The sequence below is a fragment of the Pseudobdellovibrionaceae bacterium genome (genome assembly GCA_023954155.1).
Classification (GTDB): domain Bacteria; phylum Bdellovibrionota; class Bdellovibrionia; order Bdellovibrionales; family UBA1609; genus JAMLIO01.
In genome coordinates, this window is the sequence record JAMLIO010000003.1 from 262,308 (window position 1) to 283,459 (window position 21,152).

The following is a 21,152-nucleotide window of genomic DNA, read 5'->3' on the forward strand; positions in this document are numbered from 1 at the left end:
AATTAAAGAGAGTGGAAGTCGGATTTTATAGACTATAACCTTCACAATAAAGGCGATTTCAAAATATATGATCACAAAGAAATTATATATAGGGTTTTTTAGGATTGTGTGAAAAAGGATCTGTTCTCGTTTATTTTTTTCACAATACTGTGAAGAGTCTTGGCTATCCTTGCATCAAATTCAGAATCATATTTTTGAATGAGACTTAATAAGCCTTCTGTTCGTATTTCCATACTTAAAGATAAGTCTGTCACTTGTGATAAAGCCATAGCAATGGGTTTACGCATTTCTACAGGAAGCCTTGAGACTAAACTTCTTAACTCCAATATTTCCACACTGATATCAATGACGGTAAGTCCTTCATTTAAAATTGTAGGAATGTCCTTACCTATCTCTTGAGCATAAAACAACATGCGTTCAATATCAGTGTACATGGTCATCATCCATTTGGGATCTAAAGGTGTTTGAATCAAGGTCACTTTTCTCAGTTCATAAAATAAATACCTACGCGCTAATGAATAACGCTCTTTTGCCATTTGAGGCATAAAAATCATGGTGATTATGACAGCAAATACAAGTGCCAATAAGAAAGCAAAATATTCATAAAAGATCACTTCCATTGTAAAACCTGTTTGTCTAGAACAGATGGCATACATCACAATGGAGTAAATCATAATCCTGATATTTAAATACCCAAATTTAGGAACAAAAACGAATAACATTCCTGGAAGGATCAGCAAGAAAAAAGCCCAAATCTCTACAGTGACATGTGCACCATAAAAATACATAAATGGAGCTACAATAAAAAAAGATAAAATTTCAGCTGCAATCACATCTCGATAAGTCGCAATAGGCTGGTGAGAAGTGGCTAACATTCCCACATGGATTAAAGCAATCAAAAAGAAAGTAGCCCCAGCCTCTACACCTGAAAGCTGCCACATCACACCCGCTAGAAAACCCGCGATGATCACACGCAGAAAGGCAATTCCTCCCCCTTTCCAATTGGGCGATTCACTCAGAGCAAAATGCGGCGCGGGTTGATCTAATTTTTGAAATATATTTTTTAATTCAGGAAAATCTTCTTCTGTTCTATCGGGTGCAGGAAAAGTAAGATCTCCTTTATTGATCAAAGCACGGGTTAAAGACAATATCGTATAAAGATTCCCCATTAAATACAGTGTCTTTTTGCGAATACGACCAATAAAAAATCTTTCAGATGAAGCATAAGAACTTAAATCATTCAGCGAGTTCAATTGGGAAATGGCTTCTGCATTTAGACGTCGTGACTCTAAGGATATTCCCTCTTGTAAAACTTTACGCACCCAAACTCTAACGCTTTCAATGGCCTTTTGCGATTCTTCTTGTAAAGTTTTGCGTTCACTTTGGCTTTTGACTAAAAATAAACTCAGCAAACCAATACAGACACCAATAAATGTCTCTAGGACTCTCATCGTGGAAACAGATGAAGCCTCTGCAAAGTCGTACCTATAACTGATCATATAAATGACAATGGTGGTGAACCCTGCCACTTGAAAGGCATATCCATTGATCACACGCCCAATACATGCAAACAAAGTGAAAAAAGCCATAATAGTGGTAAACAGCACAATGATGATTTCAGGAGAATCGTCTATACCTAAATTGGTCAATGCCGCAGCAAAGACTCCTCCCACTAAGGTTCCCGCAAGCCTTTGCAGAGCTAAATGATAAGAGGCTCCTTTGGTCGGTTGTAAGATAATTAGAACCGTCATCGGAGCCCATAGAGGATAAGCAAGTCCCAATTGTATTGCAAAGGCGTAGGTCACAAAAGCCGTAAAACCACTAATAAGCGGAGTGGCCCAAGAACTCCAAACTCGACTCACCAACAACATCTAGTTCCTCACGATGACCACACATGAAAATGCGTGCATTACTCTATTGAAGTTATATCATATTTTAAATTTAAAGCCACTGGACCCATCATTAAGTCTTTAACTCTTCAGCAAAAATCTTTTCAGTGATCTTCCAAAATTTATCTTGCTTTCTAGCGATCACATACACTGGCATCCTAAAGTGCTTTTGTGCTGCAATCACCTCATCCACAGAATGTATGTCAAGGCGCAGTTCTGGGCGTTTCATATGAGAACGCAAAAAATTGATATTAAATTTTTTTAGATTATTTTGCCCATGAATAAAATGAACTTCTGATAAATATTTGGCATCAAAATCATAGTAACGCACTTCCAGATAGGGGTTTCCATTTTTATCCGTTCTTTCGAGCATCTCAACAGAATCAGGTTGTAAAATATGAGCATATTTGGAAAGCCTAGCTTGTTTTAATTTGGCTTCAGCGTCCACCAACTCGGCCTTACATTTATGACAGGCACGGGCCGTGATGTCGTTCTCTTCTCCGCAGTTGTAGCAGATCTTTGAGCGAAACCGATACCCGCAGGGTTTAAATTCGTAGGTGTCCTGATCAAAAACTCCCCCACGACATTTGCGTCCATAATGTTCTAACACCTGTCCTTGATTGTCTGTTTTCCCCCAAAAGTCGTTTGCAAAGCCACATTGAGGACACATCACTTGCACGGGTACAGAATCTTTTGTGGTCTTTTTGTCATTGATCTCTGGTGCAAAGATGTCCATTTGCATGCCTGTGTAGTCTAAAATAAAGCAGTCTTTTTTAGATTGATCTAAACGCAGTCCCCGTCCAATAATCTGTTGATACAAACTTATGGATTCTGTGGGTCGTAAGATTGCGATCACATCGACATGAGGGGCATCAAACCCTGTCGTTAAAACTGATACATTCACTAAATATTTAAATTTTTTATTTTTAAAATCCTCAATGATCTGATCACGTTCAGAGCTTTCCGTCTCGCCGATTACAATTCTAGCTTGTCCTTTGGGAAGACTCTCTAAAATTTCTTGTGCATGTTTCACTGTGCTACTAAAGATCATCACTCCCTGTCTATGATAGCTCTCTGTGATATCCACAATGTTCTTCACAATTAAAGGCGTGAGTCGTCGTTGTTTTCTTAAGACTTCTTCTATATCCGCCTGAGTATAAGCTTTCTCGCTTTCAAATAACTCAGAAAAATCATAACTCGTCACAGGTATATCTACTTTAACGGGTTGTGTGAGGTATTTATTTTGAATCATATATTTCAACGGTAACTCAAACACACACTGTTTAAAAAACCTAGGCTCCGCCGTGTTCATCACACCCTTGTGACTGTAATTGTAAATCCACCCCGTGCCCAAACGATAAGGCGTGGCAGTTAATCCTAAAACACAAAGGCCTCTGTTGCGTTCACGTAATTTTTTAATCACTTGGGAGTATTGTGATTCTGACTCCAAACCCACACGATGACATTCATCAATGACCAGAAGAGTGAAGTTTTCAAAAAAACCATCCTGTGCGTTAGCTACCGACTGGATGCTACCAAAAATGACTTTTTGATCCTTATCTTTTTTATGTAAACCAGCTGAATAAACGCCAGCTTCTAAACCATAACTTTCGTATTTCAAGTGATTTTGCTCAACGAGTTCTTTGACATGGGCCAAAACCAACACTCGGCCTCTGGCAATTCTTGCTAGTTCTGCAATCACCAGACTTTTCCCCGCACCTGTGGGCAGCACGATCACCGCAGGATCGCGTTTTTTTTTGAAATAATTGATCGTATTTTCTACCGCTTCACGCTGGTATGGGCGAAGTTCATACATAGTCTGGTATTATATATTACTTTGAGTCTGAATTAAGCTTTTTTCACAAATTCTGATTTTAAATTTATCGTTCCCAGCCCAGGAATCTTTGCACTGATATTATGACCATCCCCACCATCTGTGATGCGAATGCCCTTTACTTTGGTTCCCCCTTTTACACTAGAGGAGGCCCCTTTGATTTTGAGGTCTTTTAATACAATGACCGTGTCACCTTCATTTAAGGTCTGTCCATGGGCATCCCTTACAAGTGAGTCCTCTGCGGAAGGAGCCACGTCTGCTTCACCTGCATCGAGTTGGCTCCACTCAAAAGCACATTCTGGACACACCCATAATGTGCCATCCATATACACATGCTGTGAATTGCACTGTGGGCAAATCGGATCGGTACGCATGAAAATCTCCCTTGAATCTCAACTATAAGCCTAAATTCCATTTACAAGATAAAAATTCGGATAAACTTTCTTCTTGTGAAGGATTTAAATATTCATCTAACAAGGCCGCTTGGTGCACTCTCGCAGGCTGACGACCATTGCTAGTCCTATTTTCTAACAGACGCAGGCTTTCAAAGGTAGGCGCATCCACCCAAAGTTTGGATTCATATTCCACATTGTCCACAATAAAGCTCATAGTCTTATTGGCAGCACTGTATTTCACTATAAACAGATGAGGAGCCGTATTGAATAATGGTCCACACAGCACGTGTTGCACATTCTGATCGTTCGCATAAATTCTAAAACGATCCTCACAACCCGAAATAGGCCCACCTTTATCTAATTGCCAAGACCCTACCGTATTTTCATTATCAGAAGAACTAAATAAAGAGCTGTACTCTGGCGCACCAGCGTCTGTAGCTTGAGCCACAAAAGCAAAAACAAAGTCCCCACTGTAAGGAACAATATCTACGCCCATCGCTCCAGTGCCATCGCCATAAACATAAGAGTCTTTCGTCACAAAAGCTCCCGCATGAGTATCTGGGCTATAGATCAAGTTTGTATCTAGGGCTAACATGTCATACATATTTACAGTATCATCCAGCCATATTCGCACAGCACCCGTAAATCCCACATTGTCCGCAGAAATACCATTTTCATCTACAATCGTAGACTCATCCGAACTGTCCAAATCCATCAAACGACTAAGGCTTGTCATGGGACTGATACAAGAAAAATTCCACGCCGAACTTGTGGCGACAATAGATTCATGACCTGCAAAGTCCACAACCTTTAAGGAAATATAGTAATCTGTTGCGGGCTGAAGATTAAAGCTTGCTCCCCCCACACCATCATGTCCTTGATAGGAGTTCACGTTACCTATTCCCATAAAGGCCTGAACGTCATCATCTCCAAAAGTTGTTCCCACAGCCCACATCACTTGAGCAATACCACAAGAGTCATGTGCAGGAGTCCAACTGAGGTTAGGCGTACGGCCATTCATAGCCGTGCCCGATAAAGTCAATACCGTAGGAGCTTGTGGCGCCACGGTGTCCACATACACAGAGAATACTGTGGTAGGTAAGATAGAATAATCAGGGCTTTGATTATAACTGTCCACGATCATTCCCCCATTATGAATGATAGAGGCCACCGTAATCGCGCCGTCACAGTCTGTGTCTGAAGCAACTATTGTAAACTCAAAAACTAAAGTGTCTGTGCCCGAACCCGAAACGTAACTGGCCTGCTTAGTCCCTGAATTCAGAGCCAACGGCAGATAGGGCGTTCCTCCCGCAGTGTTGACAAACACAGGTTCGTCAAACAGCAAGGACAATGACACCGTATCACCCACTTCGTACCAACCGTCAGAATCTCCATCTGTGGAACTTAAACTCAAGGATAAGGCCACAGGATCTAAGTCATCTAAAATATTAAGTCTACTGTTCACTCGACCTGTATTCGTGTTTCCCGCCAAGTCTTCAACTTCCCCCGCCTCGACACTTAAAATCAGCAGACCCACATCTGGAGAAGTGACTTCTACATCACAGATTTTAGCATTGCATGTCGTCCCTGTACCTCCATTGACCACATTGATCACGCCACTGGTGGATGTGACCTCGTAAGACCCCGTAAAGTGATCCTCTAAAATAGAAATGGTAAATGTCGCCGCTTCGCTTTCGTAAACCGTCCCCCCATTAGTGATGGAAATCAGAGGCGCTACGTTATCTATGGGTAAACTAAAACTTGTTGTTGCCAAAGAAGGGTTACCATTGGCATCTACACTGCTGATCACAATGGGATTAGGATCAGAAGTGCTTGTTCCAGGTGAAAACCGAAGCGTTACAGGCTCTGAAACACCCGCAGAATGACAAGTGTGTGTTTGAATTCCTGCAACTAAACCCGTCCCATTAAAAACTACAATCTCACCTACTTCACTACAAGTGATGTGGGCGTCCCATACTGTCCCTGCAACAAAACTTTGATCTGCTAAAGTGGGCGCTGAAGCGATTGGTGTAAGATCAACAGACGGAGAGTCAGCAGGCAGTACTACGGCCACCATCGAACCTTGAGAGATACTTATGTCCAACGTGCTTGAAGTGATTCCCAAAAGATTAAGAGTTCCAGAAAAATATCCATTATTTTGACCGTGCTGATAACACGGAAAACTGGCCACTACAGTAGGTGTTCCTACACTGACCACTACATTCCCAGCATGAGGATTGCAAACGCCACCAATAGTGTAACCACTAGCATTTGCCAGATTCACATTGTCCAAAGGCAGGATGACTCCAAAAGTAGATACAGGAAAGGTTTCGTCATTATCAAAATCATCATTTATACGTGAATGGTTACTTTCAGAAAGAGGATTTTTACATCCGCTTAAAACTAAGACACTGATAAGGCATGCTAAAACTAAATTGATCTTTTTCATTTTACTCTCCCTACCTTACAGCCACGCTGGTGAATACAATGTGAATAAAAGTCCCACAATCTCTTCTTCTTGCAGATTATGTTCATTGGCAAAAGACCGCAGTCCATAATAGAACTTCACACCTAACTCATGTTCTTTAAAAATATCTTTGGTTCTAAAATCCAAATATCCAACGTAGCTGAGACGATCTTTGGCCTTGGTCTCTTTGATGATGTCTTTCACGGCATCTTCAACCCCACCAACCGCATAGCTCACATCCAAGCCTAAGCGTGCTGAATGAGAATCTTCAGCAAGAATTTTATATTTAAGCCTTGTAGCTAAGCCAAAAACTTTGTTCTTTTCAATGGTGACTAGGAATGCGTTTTCATAAAGAAACGCCTCTTCGTTGACTTCAAAGTCCAAACCAAAACCAAACCTAGTGCTTTCAAAATCAAACATCAAAGCGGCTCTAAATAGATCTGGAGCTTCTCCATCCCAAGAGTATAAAGATGGCGCATTGTTATGTTCATAGTCTTGCTTGTGACCAGAAACACGTATTCCCATCCAAGTGCTTTGAGAGCTGGTTAAACTCCATTGGATGGCGGCTTCTGCATTGTAGTTGATCTTTGAAATCCAATCCGCAGTGCCTGGTCCCACTTGATTTTCTACATGAAGCGAGTTGTAGTATCCACCAATCCCTAATTTGTAACGGATAAAATTTCCTGCCTTTGCAAAGGGGCGATCTTCGTCAGAAGACACACGCGCTGGAGATGAAGCAACTTCTGTTTGCGCTTGCACTACTGGCGCTGAAACTTCTCTATCTGGTAGTGTTGTATTGGAGGCCACACCTATATTCTGCAAAGGGTCCACTTCCAATTGTGATTGCATTTCCAGAGTCAGACTTTTCGGCAGATACTTGTTATTAAACGACTGATCTTGAGGGGCGTCTACATTATTTGTCTTTGGCGCAGTTGCTGGAGAAGGCGTGTTTGTGGGTTGACGATAATGCACTTTGCTCTCGGCCTGCCACGTATTACTATGAAGGCTAGGTTTTTTTAATTTTGCCATTGTGGGCAGCACGCTCACTGTTTCTTTTAAAGCACTCGCCATGTTAGGAGTAAGATTGGAGAACTCTATATCAACTCTGCGATTTTTTTCCCTACCTGCTTCAGTAGTATTACTGGCAATGGGCATTACAGAGCCCACCCCTTTACTGATCAGACGCTCTGGAGCAATTCCTCGCTTGATCAAATAGTCAGAAATAAATAAGGCACGTTTTTGTGATAAAAATTTATTGCTATAGTCTTTACCAATATTGTCGGAATGTCCTGTAATCAATGCTTGTGCTGTCGGAAAATCTACCATCACCTGATAGAGCTGATCCAAAACTTGCTGACTTCGTTTTGTCACCTCAGCTTTGCCAAATACAAACTGTGTACGCAAAGTAATATCCACCGTTTCTGCTTTGGCAACGCACGCACAAAGCAAAACCCCCACCCATAATAATATACGCATAGCAATTCCCTCTATCTCATATATTATTTTGGATTCACACCCAGCAATGTCAATGAGAGGGGGCGCTTCAAGGCTTTTCTTGCCTTTAGACAAGAAAATATAAATAAATATTTAACATGTCTCTAGACAAAAATCCTAACTGGATAAAAGGAATACTAGACAGAAGTTTTACAAACTAAAAAGCCCATCAACGATGGGCTTTTTGATTGCATGTAGTTTACAACAAAGATCTGATGTACTGCACTTAAGGACAGTATTTGCTCTTTTGGGATTCAGACAAAGACAGTCTTGAGTCTGGCTTAAAGTTTCTGATCAAGGTCTGAACGTCTTTATATTGAAGAGAAGGTGCGATGTAGGATTTCCAATACTCTACAGCTCGCTCGCCTGAATAATCACAAAACTGTCTTAATGCGACTGCAGAAACATATCCTGAAGCATGAACGCCATACCAGCAGTGCACATATACTGGACCTGAGTTTCTTTGGATATTGTTATAAATGTCTTCAAGAATAGGTTGGGGTTTCTTCCAGTTTTTTTGCGAATAACGAATTTCACCCGCATTACATCTCACCGTGGGCTTGGAAGGTTTACCATATAGAAAATAAGCTTGGTTAAATCCACTCTCACATAATGCTTTGAGTGAACTTTCTTTCATAGCAGCTCTGCCCACGCCTTCTGTTGTACCACCACGGTAAAGCGCACCTGGCATCACTTCATAAAATCTTTGTAAATTTCCAACACTGGCGTTAGCGCCTAAAGACAGGCCAAAAACGGTAAAAAGAATTAAAGTTTTAAACACGAGACCACCTTTTTTTATTTGTCATTGATGGTCGTGTTCTATGAAAGTTGGGCTATAAATGCAAGGGCTTTTTCAGCCCCAAGCAAAGGCCAAGAGTAGCCCTGAAATAACTACACCCGATGCAACGAGAACCATAAAACAAAAGCCTAAAATCTCTTTCACTTGAATATTAGCAATAGCCAGTAAGGGCAAAGCCCAAAAGGGTTGAAGCATATTTGTCCAGGCATCACCCCATGCTACAGCCATAACCGTGAGAGGAATGTCCGCACCCAACTCTTGAGCCGCTGGAAGCATCACAGGAGCCTGCACCGCCCACTGTCCTCCCCCTGACGGGATAAATAGATTCACAAGCCCCGCACTCCAAAAGGTCATCAAAGGAAGAGTCGCTTTATTAGAAATTTCGACAAAAAATACAGAGAGCACCTCGGCCAAACCCGAATGCACCATAATCCCCATAATGCCTGCGTATAGCGGGTATTGCACCAATAAGGGACCTAACTTGCCCGCTGCCTCTTCAACCGCCTTTAAAAAGGACCTTGGAGTTTTATGTAAGATCAGACCTAAGAATAAAAATATAAAATTGATAGAGTTCAAGTCTAGTGTGAATTTCTGACTCCACAAGATCTGCACCACATAGATCAATCCCAAAACAAATAAGATCAAAGATACACCACGATGATTTTCTAACCATTCCGAAAAGGCTCGAGATGACGGCACACTCTCTGTGGATTTTGCACCTAACAGGGTGCGATCAACCACCTCAGAGTATTCAGAAGGTTCTCCTGTTGCCTCTCTCCCCTTAGGCTGTAATGCTGGTGTCCAATGGCCCTCATGCGCATTGAGCTTGTGCATGTACCAATTCAAAGCAGGAATGGTGACGGCCAATACAAATAAAGTTGTAAGGTTAAACCCAGAAAATAAAGTCTGCCCAACAGGAAGGATCCCGCCCACCCACTCTTGCGAAAAATTTCCTGGGGTGTTGACCACCAGAGGAATGGAACCCGAAAGTCCTCCATGCCAAAATAAAAATCCACTGTAAGCAGAGGCGACTAGCACTCTAAAGTTTATGTTCTTATGGACTCTTGCTGTCTCGAGAGCAAAGAAGGCCCCGACCACCAAGCCTAAACCCCAGTTGATATAAGCTCCAAACGCAGAGACCAAAGAAACTAACACTATGGCCTGTCCTGGAGTTTTTGCTAACTTCGCCAAAAACTGTAATAGTCTCTTAACTGGCGGGGATGCAGCTACAATATAACCCGTAAAAAGGATCATCACCATTTGTAAAGTAAAGGTGATCAAAGACCAAAACCCATCTCCCCAATAGCGTACGTTGTCTAAAGGTGTCGACGCCGTAAATAAAGAAGACAGCAAGATCACCAAAAGCGTTAAGCCAATGGCAATGACAAAAGGATCAGGCGTGTACCTTCTTAAGACTTTATCGAGTGCTTTTAAAATTTTCTGTAGCATAAGCTAGTAGTTTAGAAGTCTCATTTTAAAAAGCAATTTGTATTTTCAATCTATTCTTTTACGGAATACACGGAATACACGGAATACACGGAATACACGGAATACACGGAATACACGGAATACACGGAATACACGGAATACACGGAATACACGGAATACATTTCCGTAGATTTACACTTAAAACAAGGTAGATTTTAAGCTAAGGCTCAATCACACCGTAGGCTTGCAATAAAGCTTTCACATTCATATCAATGGCTTTACTGGCATCATGAGCGTTGTACATTAAGATTCTTACTGTTTCATAAGAATCTTCAGACAAAGCCGCGCCTTTACCTCGATAACCGCAAGAACGATCTAAGAGCACCATAGTGTACCCTTTATCCATATAGGATTGAATTTCAGTGTAACTTTGGGAATCAAAATAAACTCTATGAGCATCATCTTCAAATTTAGGGCCTTGGCATTTGGCTTTTACTTCAAATTCGTAATACACAATTTCAGACTGTACAGGGATAGCACCTGAATTTAAAACCGCAGCAAACACATTGACTGCAAATGCCTGACTTAAAATAACCATCCAAATTTTTGTCATAAAAACCCCTCATTTTGAAATTCTACACTTTGAGGCTCACCACGTCTTAGGTGGTTCTACATCGAGAATTACTGCTTTATGCCCAATTCACATCTCAAGGGTAGGAACCACAGATATAAAAAAAGTCTGGCTGTTTCTCTAGTGATTTTCGCAGAAACACAGCGAGTCAATTCCTGCGAAACCCTCTTTATTTGCAGATAAAGCCCTTTCTATAAAATTTATATTTTTATTTTTTGGCTTGCCTCTTTTAGATTTGTTCTTGTGTCTCAAACCTAGACGTAAAGTTGAAGTGGCAAGCAGCCTCTGTTATACTTTTTTTGTCAGGCTCCTAAAGCTTGATGTCTTATGAGAAACTAACCTTAACTCTATTCTTTTTGTGATCAAAACTTCATGCTGCTTAAGCTGCGTGTTTGTTTCTGTAATTTTGCAAATCATTTTTAAAAGACCTTTTTCATTTTAGCTTAGATTTTATGGCGCGTTGAATTCCAACTTCATTTCAACAGGTTGGAATTGTCCCGATTCGGTGGACAGGTTTTGATTTGAATATGATTTCATTCCTTTTAGGGTTAGTTTATGAAAACAAGTTTATTTTATATAAAGGCACAGTCCTTATCTTACGAACTTCCATCTGGCGTTGTGATTTTTGAGAATCTCAATTTTATGCTGGGACCCACACGCTATGGGCTTGTGGGCGACAACGGAATTGGCAAGAGCACCTTAGCACGCCTACTCGCGGGCTTACTGCCACCCACTTCAGGCCAAATCCTCAGTAGCGACCCTCACTTTGCCTCACAAGTGGTCCTCCTAGAGCAAAACCTCACACCTTGGCAGGTGAAGGCCGTCAAATACAGTCCCACTGATAATCCCACGTATCCATCCCAACACAATAGCTTGAAATCACATTTGAATATCTCCCCACTCAACAACTTGAACTCACACTCAGACATATCCCCATCTCAGTATGAGATCACGGGTGATATGTATTTAGCAGACTTATGGGACAGTCCCACCGCAGATCCTGAAATGTGGTCCTCTCTCATTGAAGGCATAGATTTAGCTTTACCACTAAAATATTTAAGTGGTGGCCAATGGATGCGGTTACGTTTAGCCAAAACTCTGTCTTTAACGTGTTCGCTTCTTATTTTAGATGAACCGACAAATAATCTGGATGCCGAAGGCAAAGCGAAAATTTTTGCTTTTGTGCGATCTTATAAGGACTCACCTTTATTGATCATCAGTCACGACAGAGAGCTTTTGAATTTAGTGGATACAACTTTAGAACTCACAAACCAAGGTATATCTGTCTTTGGTGGTCCCTTTGATTTCTATCAAGAGGAAAAACTTAAAGAACGACAAAATCAAAAAAGAGAGCTGGAGTTTTTAAAACATCAAAAAAAGAAAGTAGAACAAGATTGGATTCAAAAAAATACAAAACAGGAAAAGCGTATGCGAAATGCCAAAAAGAACATTTCCAATATGGGACTTTCACGCCTATCAGCGGGATTAAAAAAACGAAATGCAGAAAATACGCTGAGCAAAATTCAACGACAAGAAAATGTACGGCTTCAAAAATCACAGCAGACTGTGGAAAATGCTCTAGATAAACTTAAATTAGATCAAGCTATGCGCATTGATATCCCAAATATTTCCATTCCTAAGTGCAAAAAGATTTTTGAAATTCAAAATGGCAATATTATTTTTTCTGGAAAGAAACCTTTGTGGAAAAATAATCTCAACCACATCGCCACTGGTCCTTGTCGTATTGCAATCCAAGGAAGCAATGGGATAGGAAAAAGCACGCTGGTGAGAGCCCTTCTCACCCAAAAACTAGGACTAGGAATAGCGCAAGAACTATCATCAATAAAGCGGCATGAAAGGCTGCAAAAAAAATCTCATGAAGAGATTTTAGAGCAAAACATCTTGGGGGCGGTTAAGGCCAAAGGAGCAACTCAAGAATTACAAACCCAACTCTTAGGACAATGGACCATGGGTTCGGTAAATACAGCGCTATTGGATCAAACCTACTCGCTACTTGATCCCAGACTTGATGTTTTGCAAAACATTTTAACCAGCACAACTATGGACCCCGATATGGTTCGTAATAAACTTGCCCTTTTACAATTTGAAGACGACAAAGTATTTCAAAGCATTGAGTCTTTAAGTGGTGGCGAAAAGTTAAAAGTCAGTCTGGCCAAAATATTTTTTGCCACCCCAAGTCCTGAATTTTTAATTTTAGATGAACCTACCAATAACTTAGACCTTGCCAGTTTGGAAATTCTTGAATCTTGCTTACAAGAATATAAAGGGGCACTCCTCATCATCTCTCACGACACCGTATTTTTAGAAAAGATCAAAATTGAAGATACAATATTTCTTTTTTAGTCTGCCCACTCAGGATCAGCCGTAAACACGATGGTAAGCCAATAGTTAGGACCCTCTGCCCCTAACATCTTTTCTATTTCGTTGCGAATGTGATCCCATTCTTCTAAGCGCTTCGCAGGCCAGTCCGCTGGCACAATAAAGTACAATTCCACCTGACGCCCTCTTCCGACTCGTGCGACATACGCACGATAAGAAGCAAAGCCGTATGTTTTCACTGCTTCACGCGCCACTTTGTCCACTTGCTCTTTAAGATCCACAGGTGTGACCAGTAAAATGTCTTGCAAGGCTTTTTTAACAGTTCCAATAGGCATAGGAATCACCGCTATACACACTAAAGCTAAAACTAAAGGATCAATATAGGGAGTGACCCATGCCCAATGCGTGTCTTGAATCATCAACCCCATTACAAAGGCCGCAAGCCACGCCAAAGATAGGGCGGCCGCGATGACCCATGCTTTAGCATCTAATGCCAAAAAGTCAGAGCGTATCTTATGGTTAGCCCTTAAAGTAAATCCCGCCATGCCGATCTCAAGCACCAAAGAGATGGAGGCATACGTCACAGCATAACCAAATTCAATTTCTCTCCCGCCTGACAAAAAACTGTCTACGGCATTGATAAACGCATAGGTCGCAGCACCAATCAGCATGATCCCATTTAGCCCCAACACCATGGGCTCAAGATGCCAGAAGCCCATCGTGAACCTTTCAACTAATTTAATATGGCTCACACTTCCTAAAGTGGAAATTCTAATCAGATTGGCAACCAAAAGAGCTAAGATGGTCATCATTGCATCTGTCAGTTCATAAATACCATCAAACACAATCGCAGATGAACCCGCCAGTAGACCAAAGAAAATTCCAAAACATGACATCAAAAATGTCATCACAATTGAAAACTGAAGAACCCTTTGCTCTGAGTACATAAAACCCTAACCCTTAAAACACTTTTGTGCCTTTATAGAGGTCAAAAAATTTAAAAGCTTATCTTGTAAAGATGAAAAAAAATGCTTTTTAGGCTTTGTGGGCCTAGAACTTTATTTTAATTCTAGGCCATTTTAGGGTCAATTATGGGACTAATTTACTAGCTGTTGAAATAGTTTTTTAGCTGAACTTAAATCGAAAAGAAGCTTTCCTGCAGCGTTTGTAGATTTTAAAATCTCAGTAGCCTCTAAAGTGTTTGTTACCATTAGGGCTAGATCTTGATCTGTAATATGAAATTCTGTTTTTAAGAGCTGATAGATAGGACCTTGGTTTTGAAAGTCTTCGTTCAAAGCTAATAGACGGTCGTAAGTGTCTTGGTCGATATGACGAATGTTCTGTAACATTTTTGTTCTTTTTGTGAAGTTCGTATATCCACGGTACACACCCGCATCGTTATCATTGATACGTGTTCTTTGCACAAGAACGGTCTTTGCTCCATCAACTTCTTGTGGGTAAACGATCTTACTCATTAAAGATCGAAGTGTATCCACATTATCACCGTTTGCATCTTCAAGTTTTTGCGATTGCACTTTACCTTCTGCATCCACCCAATAGTAGTACCAACGGAAGTCAATGTTACCAATACGATCTTGTTGGTTCAGAATATGATCTAAAATTACAATTTCTGTAAGTTCTTTCATCCATAATGCCATTTGGAAATCAGAAGCTCCGCCACCCATTGCTTTTTTTATCACAGCATTTTTTTGCGCTGAGGCCAAACCGTCTGCGATAGCTTCTAACAATGGTTTTTCACTTTTTAAAGCTACAAATGCAGGTGTTTCTTGGAACTCATAATTTTGTTTATCACCCCATGATGTGCGTATTCCATTGATCTGTTCACCATAACGTTCACCGCCTCCATCACCTAACATTCCATAGATAAGGTCGGCACGTTCATCAGCAAAGAAGTCCGCGCGTTTGGATAAGTTTTGCGCAGGACGAGTTTCAAAATCATAAAGCCACTTCCAACCTTCACGAATCTTATCACCTTTACCCATTCTTTTTTGATAAGCTTTTTTTGTCACTCGGTCTAAGTGGGCCTTACGATCCATCGAACGATATACTGCAACGGGCACCTTAACAGATGTGTCAAAGTATCGAGACAAATGGTAGTAAACAAATGAGGAAGGCGCATAGGTTCCACTTGTGCCTTTCATATTTAAAGTTTGTTTATACTTTGTGATCTTGTCATGTCCTGCTTTAGAACCACCACAAGATCTTTGAGCTTCATACTTTTCTTGCGTTAAGCCTGATTTTGAAATGTCATAAAGCATTGTGGCTGGGCTTGTGCTCCAAGTTTTAGGACAAAGAGCTACTGTAGGGTCATTGTAAAAATCAATAGCACATAAGGCAGTTTCATCTTCAATGTCACCTTTGGAGTACTTCGCATTAGGAAGCTTTGGTAAGGCTCGGCACACCTCTGTGATTCCATTTGGAGAGACGTAGGTCACCGTCTGGGCATTTGCTGCCACCCCTATAAATAGTGTTGAAATTAAAATTACCAATGACTTCATTCTGCCCCCTTTAGTTCTTTAAAATACTTAAATTTTAATGGTTTGATTCTGTTTTATACGCACTAATAAAATGCCTTATAAAAAAGCACATACCACGACGCAGAGGACATGCGTCAAGGCTTAATGTATTTAGATTTCGTGATTTTTTTATGACTCTATGAGTCTAACAGATTCCTTATGCTACTGAGTTAATCTTAAAAAAAGCGTTCTTAAACTTTTGCTTAAAAAAAACTCACTTGGGAAGGTCCCACACCCCTGACAGTCTGAAGCCGTAGCACTAGGGACAGAGACAGCCGAAGGGACCGAAGAAAAAGGGATAGCCTTAAACGAAGGACTTTCCACAGCTTCTAGGTGATGCTCACCTTGGCTGTTAAAAGTCAGATACAAAAAGCCCGTCTTAGAAGTTGAACCCGTACGATCTTTAGTGAGGACCTTGCGTGCTCCAGATCCCAATAAAGGAACCGAAATGTATTTGACCGAACCATTTCTATGGCCTGGGTAAAACACATGGCTATGTCCACTTAAATAATAAGTCACACCATAGGCCTCAAGAATGTCTTCCATTCTTTTACTGTAACCATTTTTTGCTGTTCCTAAAGCGATGTATTCAGAGGCTTTACCAAAGGCCACAGGATAAAGAGGGACATGACCAAACACCACTTTGATTTTATAATTCTTGCCCGCCTCAAGCACCTCTTCTAGCCACCCTAACTGATCATTCACCAGCGGGCCTACGGCTGTGGCATCAAGACTTACAAATAGAGCCTCACCCATTGTGACCGCAAAATTTAAGGGATAGTTTTGCTCGACGTGGGGTAAAAAATGAACTTGTTCGTGAGAGGGCCTGCTTGAGTTAAAACGCGCAATAGGAAAACCATTCCATTCTTTCACATACATGTCGCGCTCTTTTTTAAATGAACTCCCCACTGAAGCATCATGGTTTCCTGGTGATGGTAACAAGGGTAAACCTACCGCACTCAAAGGGCTTGTGACTGCACCACGAAATGCCGACCACATCTTAGCGTAATCAAGACCTGTCTTTTGCCCCGCCACCATATCGCCCGTTGATAGCACCAAAGAGACCTCTGCATCTTGAGCAATATAGTTAATGGCAGATTTCACAGCCGAAGAGTATGTTGTGCTTCCATAAGAGCCATTCATATCTGAAATGACAGCGACCTTCCATACATGGTTTTGGGGAGGTTCAGGTGGGGAGGGATTGTCGGGAGTTGTAGGCTCTTCTACATCTGTTCCCGCATCATTGTTGGATTGCCCTGCCGAAATATTTGAATTCGCACAACCTGCCAAGAAGAATAAACACACCAAAACGCCGCTGAATTTATATTGAATGCTCATAAGAGCTTTTCGGTTTTATCGACTTGATGTTCGACGAACTTTGGTCGGGAATTCCATACGTCTACTTTAGAACTTTAGACCACCCTAGACACCAACAAAACGATGCCCCAAGGATGCACGAACACAAAGCCACCCCCACTGAAACCCTGCCAGAGTAAGCACCAGCAACTACCACTATCTGTTGATGACACTTTTTGGCTCTGGCATCAAATTTAGTCACAAAAGCTGGGCTTTAGAACCTCCCAGTCTTCTTTTTTTGGCACCATTTTAGCTACTTAAGTACGATTCAAAAATCTTTAGTTTATAAGGAGTGTACCTTGAAACCATTATTTTCAATTTTTATACTTTGTTTTTTGACTTCTGTTGCTGCAAAAGCTGAGGTTCCTAGACGTCACCCCATCTTTGGCCAATGGCTCACCCAGGACCATAAGCAAAACAAAAAATATCGTTCCATCGTGATGGACGCCAAGACCAAACAGCCTCGCGTTTACAACTGCGTTCGTAGCCAGACTGAAGGCGGTATCGAACTGTCTGTTGTAGTATGTCGAGAAGGTGCACCCACAGAAAGATTCCTAAACTACAATCAAAAAGCAGATAAGTTTTGGTTCTCACAAAACCGTTTGACTGAACTGTCTGTAGATCGAAGCGGAGACGTGATGTACGAAAACTCTGGAGTATTTGGCCTTGTACAGACCGAATGGTACCGCGTTTATGATCCTATGGTCGAATTTGTTTACGTGAAGTAGTTTTGTTTCAACACGCTAAATTGCTGTTGTGACCAAATAAGTTGTGTAAGCCACAAATGAAGCTAGAAGAACACCTCCTTCTAGGCGATTGATTTTCCCCAACTTACCTTTAAATCCCCAACCAAAAATAAAAAGCGACACTGTCAGAAGAGTCATGGCAGTGATATCGCGATTTAAAATTTCCACTTCAAAAGTCAACGGACAAATCATACCCGCTATACCGACAACAGCTAATGTATTAAATAAGTTCGATCCCAAAATATTTCCCAAAGCAATATCTGGCTCTCCTTTGCGGGCCGCGATGATCGAAGACGCTAATTCAGGGAGCGAAGTTCCAATTGCCACCACGGTTAAGCCCACAACAATATCGGAAACCCCTAAGCTCTTTGCAATTCCAACAGCGCCAAAAACCAAAAACCTTGAACTGATGATCAATAAAACAAGTCCTACAATTAAAAATAATAATGATCTTTTAAGGACAATGTCCTTTCCTGCCAACTCATTGTTCACTTCTACAGCCAAAGAGTCCTTTTTATTTTTTACACTTTCCATCAGTGTCCACACCATCAAGCCAGCAAAAACGCTAAGAAAGATTATGGCATCTAGTCTTGAAACATTAAGATCAAAAATTAAAGCGATAGTCAGAAGGGTGACACCAACCAAAATAGGCAACTCCTTAGTCAGTATCTGTGAATGAACAGTTATAGGCATCAGTAGTGCCGTTAACCCCAAGATGAGGGCGATGTTAGTAATATTTGAGCCGTAAGCATTCCCCAAGGCAATTCCTGGATTACCCTGAAGGGCAGATAGCGCTGACACTACCATCTCTGGAGCCGAAGTCCCAAAACCGATGATCACCATACCTATGATTAAAGGAGAAACACCATAGTGACGAGCAACATCTGAAGCTCCATCCACAAACTTATCTGCACTCCACACCAGAACAATCAAACCCAGTATCACTGATAATAAAAATATTGTCATAAAACCTCTTCGCAGTACACGATACTAATCAAAGACTCTTTAAAAGTCTATTTTTACATAAACAATTTGCTTTTTACATTCACACACTTTGAAATACACTTATGACAGAAAACATAATAGAAGTTAAAAACTTAAGTAAAAGCTTTGGCAAAAATCCACCCGTGTTAAATGACCTGAACCTGCACTTTAAAAAGGGTAAGTTTTATGCTCTTTTGGGTGAAAATGGAGTAGGAAAGTCCACGTTGATGCGCATACTTTTTCAAAACGAATCCATCACCAGTGGCGATGTGTTATATAAAGGGCAGTCTATCGAACACTTAGACAATAGAATTGGTGCAGACAGTTTTTATCTGGATGAAAGCTCACCCTTTACTTTAAACCGCAGTTCCGAAGAGTGGGCTCAGGTTTATAGTAACACTTATGCTAATTATAATGTAAAGATATTTGATGATCTTTGTAAAATGCTAAATATAGACCCCTCCAAAACTCTTATGAGCCTCTCACGTGGACAAAAAGCCAAAGCACATTTTGCGTTAGGCGCAGCCAGACAACCCGAAGTTTACCTTCTCGATGAAATCACAGCTGTTTTAGATATTGGCTCAAGACTCAATATTATTCGATTTTTAGAACGTGAAATCAAAGACAGAAATTGCACTGTGATCATGTCTAGTAATATTGCCACCGAACTTCCTTCATCTAATACGCATATATATCTACTTAAAGAAGGACAGCTATGGTTAGACTGTGAAGATTCAGATTTGTCTAATACCTTTAAAAAAGTTCTTGTTCATAACGCAGCAGAAGAGAGTGAGATCATAAAACTTGGTGGCAAGTTTTTACACTTTAATGGCAATAATTCTAACTCCTTTATTATTAAAATCGAAGATCTGAAAAATACATCTGGAACATTTGAAGAAGACAAAAGAACCGTAAGCATTGTTGATGTTATGACTTATTATACATCTGGGGAGAATATTTAAAGTGTTCAAAAATTTAAATTATCGAAATGTTCTGTTGTTTTCAATGATCTCAAAGTATTTGTATGCAACAGCATTTCTATATATGTTGGGATTTTTTTTAATCCATTTTTTTTCTGGAGATATTGACCCACCTTACTTTGCTGGTATGTTAATTTTCCCATTAATTTTTGCCTTTCACTCCTCCATTCCTCTTACATCCTCCGTAACTTCTTTATATTTTCACAGGGTAAGCACAAAAGATTTTATTTATGATCTTCTGAGAAATATTTTTATATTTTGGGTAATTTTTCTGATTACCTCAATCTTAGGTGCCTTATATTTCATACCTATATTCTTTAAAGAAAGTTTTTTGTCGCTTGGTTTTAGTTATATTTTTCCAATTTTTTTCATGATTTATTTATTATTTCTCAATCTCACAATCATGACATCTGCCCACATAAAGGGCACCTTATCTTCTGCCGAAAACATAGGCATTAAAGCTCTTTTTTACTCTATTGCAACAGGCTCATTAGGGGGGCTATTGGTATTTATTATTATGATTAGCTTCTCCGTTGGCTGTCTTTTAATCACTTTTTTCCTGTTGTCTTTAATAATTAATAATCTCTTTACAAAAACTTTTTTAAATAAATCTTATAGAATTAAATTTTTTATTTTTACGATAACGATTTCTAGTATAGTTTTGCTTTTCTTCACTTCTTATGAACTCTATAAAGGGAATAAGAATTATATTTTTTCTACAGCAGGACAACGGCTTTGGGAAAATCAGAAACTAAGAGCCATAAAGGTCACCTCCCAAGACCAAGTTCATGATTTAAAAACGTGGTTCATCTGGACGAAACAGAATTCTTTAAAACCTCATGAATTTGCTCAGTCCTTTATACTTCTAGAGCAGTTTTGCCCCCCGCAAAAAAGACTGGATATGACCGTAATAGAGTGCAATTCTTGTATTCAAGATCATCGCTGGATATCATCTAAAATTTTTAATGAATCTGATGACGCGAGAAAAAATGAACTTACACAACATCTTCTCCTAGAGAATGAATCTGAATATTCAAATATGTTAGGATTATTATTCTATGCAAATCTTCGAGAGCCTTCCTCTGAAATGATAGATAAAGTTCAAAAAATTGCACATACCAAAAGCCACCCTTTGGCCCTCTGGGCGCAAAATGTACTTAACAATAAGGACACTTTAAACAAAACCTTCCACTTTCTTGTCAGGACGGTACAAGATCAAGACGAATGTAATAAACCTACAAAACGCTAGAAAAATAAATTTAGCCAATTTTT

At 40.3% G+C, this 21,152-nt stretch carries 16 protein-coding genes; 4 read left to right on the forward strand and 12 right to left on the reverse strand.

The annotated features are described in order from the left end of the window. Window positions 1-98: 98 nt before the first annotated feature. The 8 genes from M9899_05610 to M9899_05645 form a co-directional block, all read right to left on the reverse strand. Window positions 99-1,871 carry an FUSC family protein gene (locus tag M9899_05610; protein MCO5113632.1) on the reverse strand — a complete coding sequence of 591 codons (1,773 nt, stop codon included), beginning with the start codon at window positions 1,869-1,871 and terminating at the stop codon, window positions 99-101. A 91-nt stretch (window positions 1,872-1,962) separates the two neighbouring features. Further along, window positions 1,963-3,705 (reverse strand): DEAD/DEAH box helicase, encoded by a 1,743-nt coding sequence (locus M9899_05615; protein ID MCO5113633.1) that lies wholly within the window; start codon window positions 3,703-3,705, stop codon window positions 1,963-1,965. Window positions 3,706-3,737: 32 nt separating this feature from the next. Beyond that, window positions 3,738-4,097, reverse strand: a complete 360-nt coding sequence (locus M9899_05620; protein ID MCO5113634.1) for a zinc ribbon domain-containing protein YjdM — start codon at window positions 4,095-4,097, stop codon at window positions 3,738-3,740. Window positions 4,098-4,119: 22 nt separating this feature from the next. Continuing rightward, a complete protein-coding gene (locus tag M9899_05625; GenBank protein MCO5113635.1) occupies window positions 4,120-6,567 on the reverse strand; it encodes a hypothetical protein in 2,448 nt (815 codons plus the stop codon). A 15-nt stretch (window positions 6,568-6,582) separates the two neighbouring features. Next, on the reverse strand, window positions 6,583-8,061 hold the full coding sequence (locus tag M9899_05630) for an OmpA family protein (protein MCO5113636.1): 1,479 nt from the start codon (window positions 8,059-8,061) through the stop codon (window positions 6,583-6,585). Between the two features lie 244 nt (window positions 8,062-8,305). Next, entirely contained in the window at window positions 8,306-8,860 is a 555-nt protein-coding gene (locus M9899_05635; protein MCO5113637.1) for a hypothetical protein, read from the reverse strand. 72 nt (window positions 8,861-8,932) lie between these two features. Further along, window positions 8,933-10,327, reverse strand: coding sequence for a TIGR00366 family protein (locus tag M9899_05640; protein ID MCO5113638.1), 1,395 nt, complete (start codon window positions 10,325-10,327; stop codon window positions 8,933-8,935). A gap of 199 nt (window positions 10,328-10,526) precedes the next feature. Beyond that, window positions 10,527-10,919 carry a hypothetical protein gene (locus M9899_05645; GenBank protein MCO5113639.1) on the reverse strand — a complete coding sequence of 131 codons (393 nt, stop codon included), beginning with the start codon at window positions 10,917-10,919 and terminating at the stop codon, window positions 10,527-10,529. 573 nt (window positions 10,920-11,492) lie between these two features. Between M9899_05645 and M9899_05650 the strand changes: the two genes are divergently transcribed. Further along, window positions 11,493-13,301 carry an ATP-binding cassette domain-containing protein gene (locus M9899_05650; GenBank protein MCO5113640.1) on the forward strand — a complete coding sequence of 603 codons (1,809 nt, stop codon included), beginning with the start codon at window positions 11,493-11,495 and terminating at the stop codon, window positions 13,299-13,301. Here the strand turns inward: M9899_05650 and M9899_05655 are convergent. The 3 genes from M9899_05655 to M9899_05665 form a co-directional block, all read right to left on the reverse strand. Continuing rightward, window positions 13,298-14,224, reverse strand: a complete 927-nt coding sequence (locus tag M9899_05655) for a cation transporter (protein MCO5113641.1) — start codon at window positions 14,222-14,224, stop codon at window positions 13,298-13,300. The genes M9899_05650 and M9899_05655 overlap by 4 nt on opposite strands. Before the next feature lie 150 nt (window positions 14,225-14,374). Next, the gene (locus M9899_05660; protein ID MCO5113642.1) at window positions 14,375-15,796 is read right to left on the reverse strand and encodes a hypothetical protein; all 1,422 of its coding nucleotides are present in this window, start codon (window positions 15,794-15,796) and stop codon (window positions 14,375-14,377) included. Window positions 15,797-15,976: 180 nt separating this feature from the next. Next, window positions 15,977-17,152: a metallophosphoesterase gene (locus M9899_05665; protein ID MCO5113643.1), complete on the reverse strand. Its 1,176-nt coding sequence runs from the start codon at window positions 17,150-17,152 to the stop codon at window positions 15,977-15,979. A 317-nt stretch (window positions 17,153-17,469) separates the two neighbouring features. On the opposite strand from M9899_05665, the gene M9899_05670 reads away from it, so the two are divergent. Then, window positions 17,470-17,898, forward strand: a complete 429-nt coding sequence (locus M9899_05670) for a hypothetical protein (GenBank protein MCO5113644.1) — start codon at window positions 17,470-17,472, stop codon at window positions 17,896-17,898. A gap of 15 nt (window positions 17,899-17,913) precedes the next feature. Here the strand turns inward: M9899_05670 and M9899_05675 are convergent, their stop codons facing one another. Beyond that, a complete protein-coding gene (locus M9899_05675) occupies window positions 17,914-18,882 on the reverse strand; it encodes a calcium/sodium antiporter (GenBank protein MCO5113645.1) in 969 nt (322 codons plus the stop codon). A gap of 101 nt (window positions 18,883-18,983) precedes the next feature. Here M9899_05675 and M9899_05680 point away from each other — a divergent pair, with 101 nt between their 5' ends. Together M9899_05680 and M9899_05685 are read left to right on the forward strand one after the other, a co-directional pair. Then, entirely contained in the window at window positions 18,984-19,862 is an 879-nt protein-coding gene (locus tag M9899_05680; protein ID MCO5113646.1) for an ABC transporter ATP-binding protein, read from the forward strand. Window positions 19,863-19,944: 82 nt separating this feature from the next. Next, window positions 19,945-21,129 carry a hypothetical protein gene (locus M9899_05685; protein MCO5113647.1) on the forward strand — a complete coding sequence of 395 codons (1,185 nt, stop codon included), beginning with the start codon at window positions 19,945-19,947 and terminating at the stop codon, window positions 21,127-21,129. Window positions 21,130-21,152: the final 23 nt, after the last annotated feature.

What these genes read in the sequence shown, in the direction of transcription:
- M9899_05610 (MCO5113632.1), bottom strand. Translation starts at nt 1,871, where the DNA reads ATGTTGTTGGTGAGTCGAGTTTGGAGTTCTTGGGCCACTCCGCTTATT.
- M9899_05620 (MCO5113634.1), bottom strand. Translation starts at nt 4,097, where the DNA reads ATGCGTACCGATCCGATTTGCCCACAGTGCAATTCACAGCATGTGTAT.
- M9899_05685 (MCO5113647.1), top strand. Translation starts at nt 19,945, where the DNA reads ATGTTGGGATTTTTTTTAATCCATTTTTTTTCTGGAGATATTGACCCA.
- M9899_05675 (MCO5113645.1), bottom strand. Translation starts at nt 18,882, where the DNA reads ATGACAATATTTTTATTATCAGTGATACTGGGTTTGATTGTTCTGGTG.
- M9899_05665 (MCO5113643.1), bottom strand. Translation starts at nt 17,152, where the DNA reads ATGAGCATTCAATATAAATTCAGCGGCGTTTTGGTGTGTTTATTCTTC.
- M9899_05660 (MCO5113642.1), bottom strand. Translation starts at nt 15,796, where the DNA reads ATGAAGTCATTGGTAATTTTAATTTCAACACTATTTATAGGGGTGGCA.
- M9899_05630 (MCO5113636.1), bottom strand. Translation starts at nt 8,061, where the DNA reads ATGCGTATATTATTATGGGTGGGGGTTTTGCTTTGTGCGTGCGTTGCC.
- M9899_05680 (MCO5113646.1), top strand. Translation starts at nt 18,984, where the DNA reads ATGACAGAAAACATAATAGAAGTTAAAAACTTAAGTAAAAGCTTTGGC.
- M9899_05650 (MCO5113640.1), top strand. Translation starts at nt 11,493, where the DNA reads ATGAAAACAAGTTTATTTTATATAAAGGCACAGTCCTTATCTTACGAA.
- M9899_05640 (MCO5113638.1), bottom strand. Translation starts at nt 10,327, where the DNA reads ATGCTACAGAAAATTTTAAAAGCACTCGATAAAGTCTTAAGAAGGTAC.
- M9899_05645 (MCO5113639.1), bottom strand. Translation starts at nt 10,919, where the DNA reads ATGACAAAAATTTGGATGGTTATTTTAAGTCAGGCATTTGCAGTCAAT.
- M9899_05655 (MCO5113641.1), bottom strand. Translation starts at nt 14,224, where the DNA reads ATGTACTCAGAGCAAAGGGTTCTTCAGTTTTCAATTGTGATGACATTT.
- M9899_05615 (MCO5113633.1), bottom strand. Translation starts at nt 3,705, where the DNA reads ATGTATGAACTTCGCCCATACCAGCGTGAAGCGGTAGAAAATACGATC.
- M9899_05625 (MCO5113635.1), bottom strand. Translation starts at nt 6,567, where the DNA reads ATGAAAAAGATCAATTTAGTTTTAGCATGCCTTATCAGTGTCTTAGTT.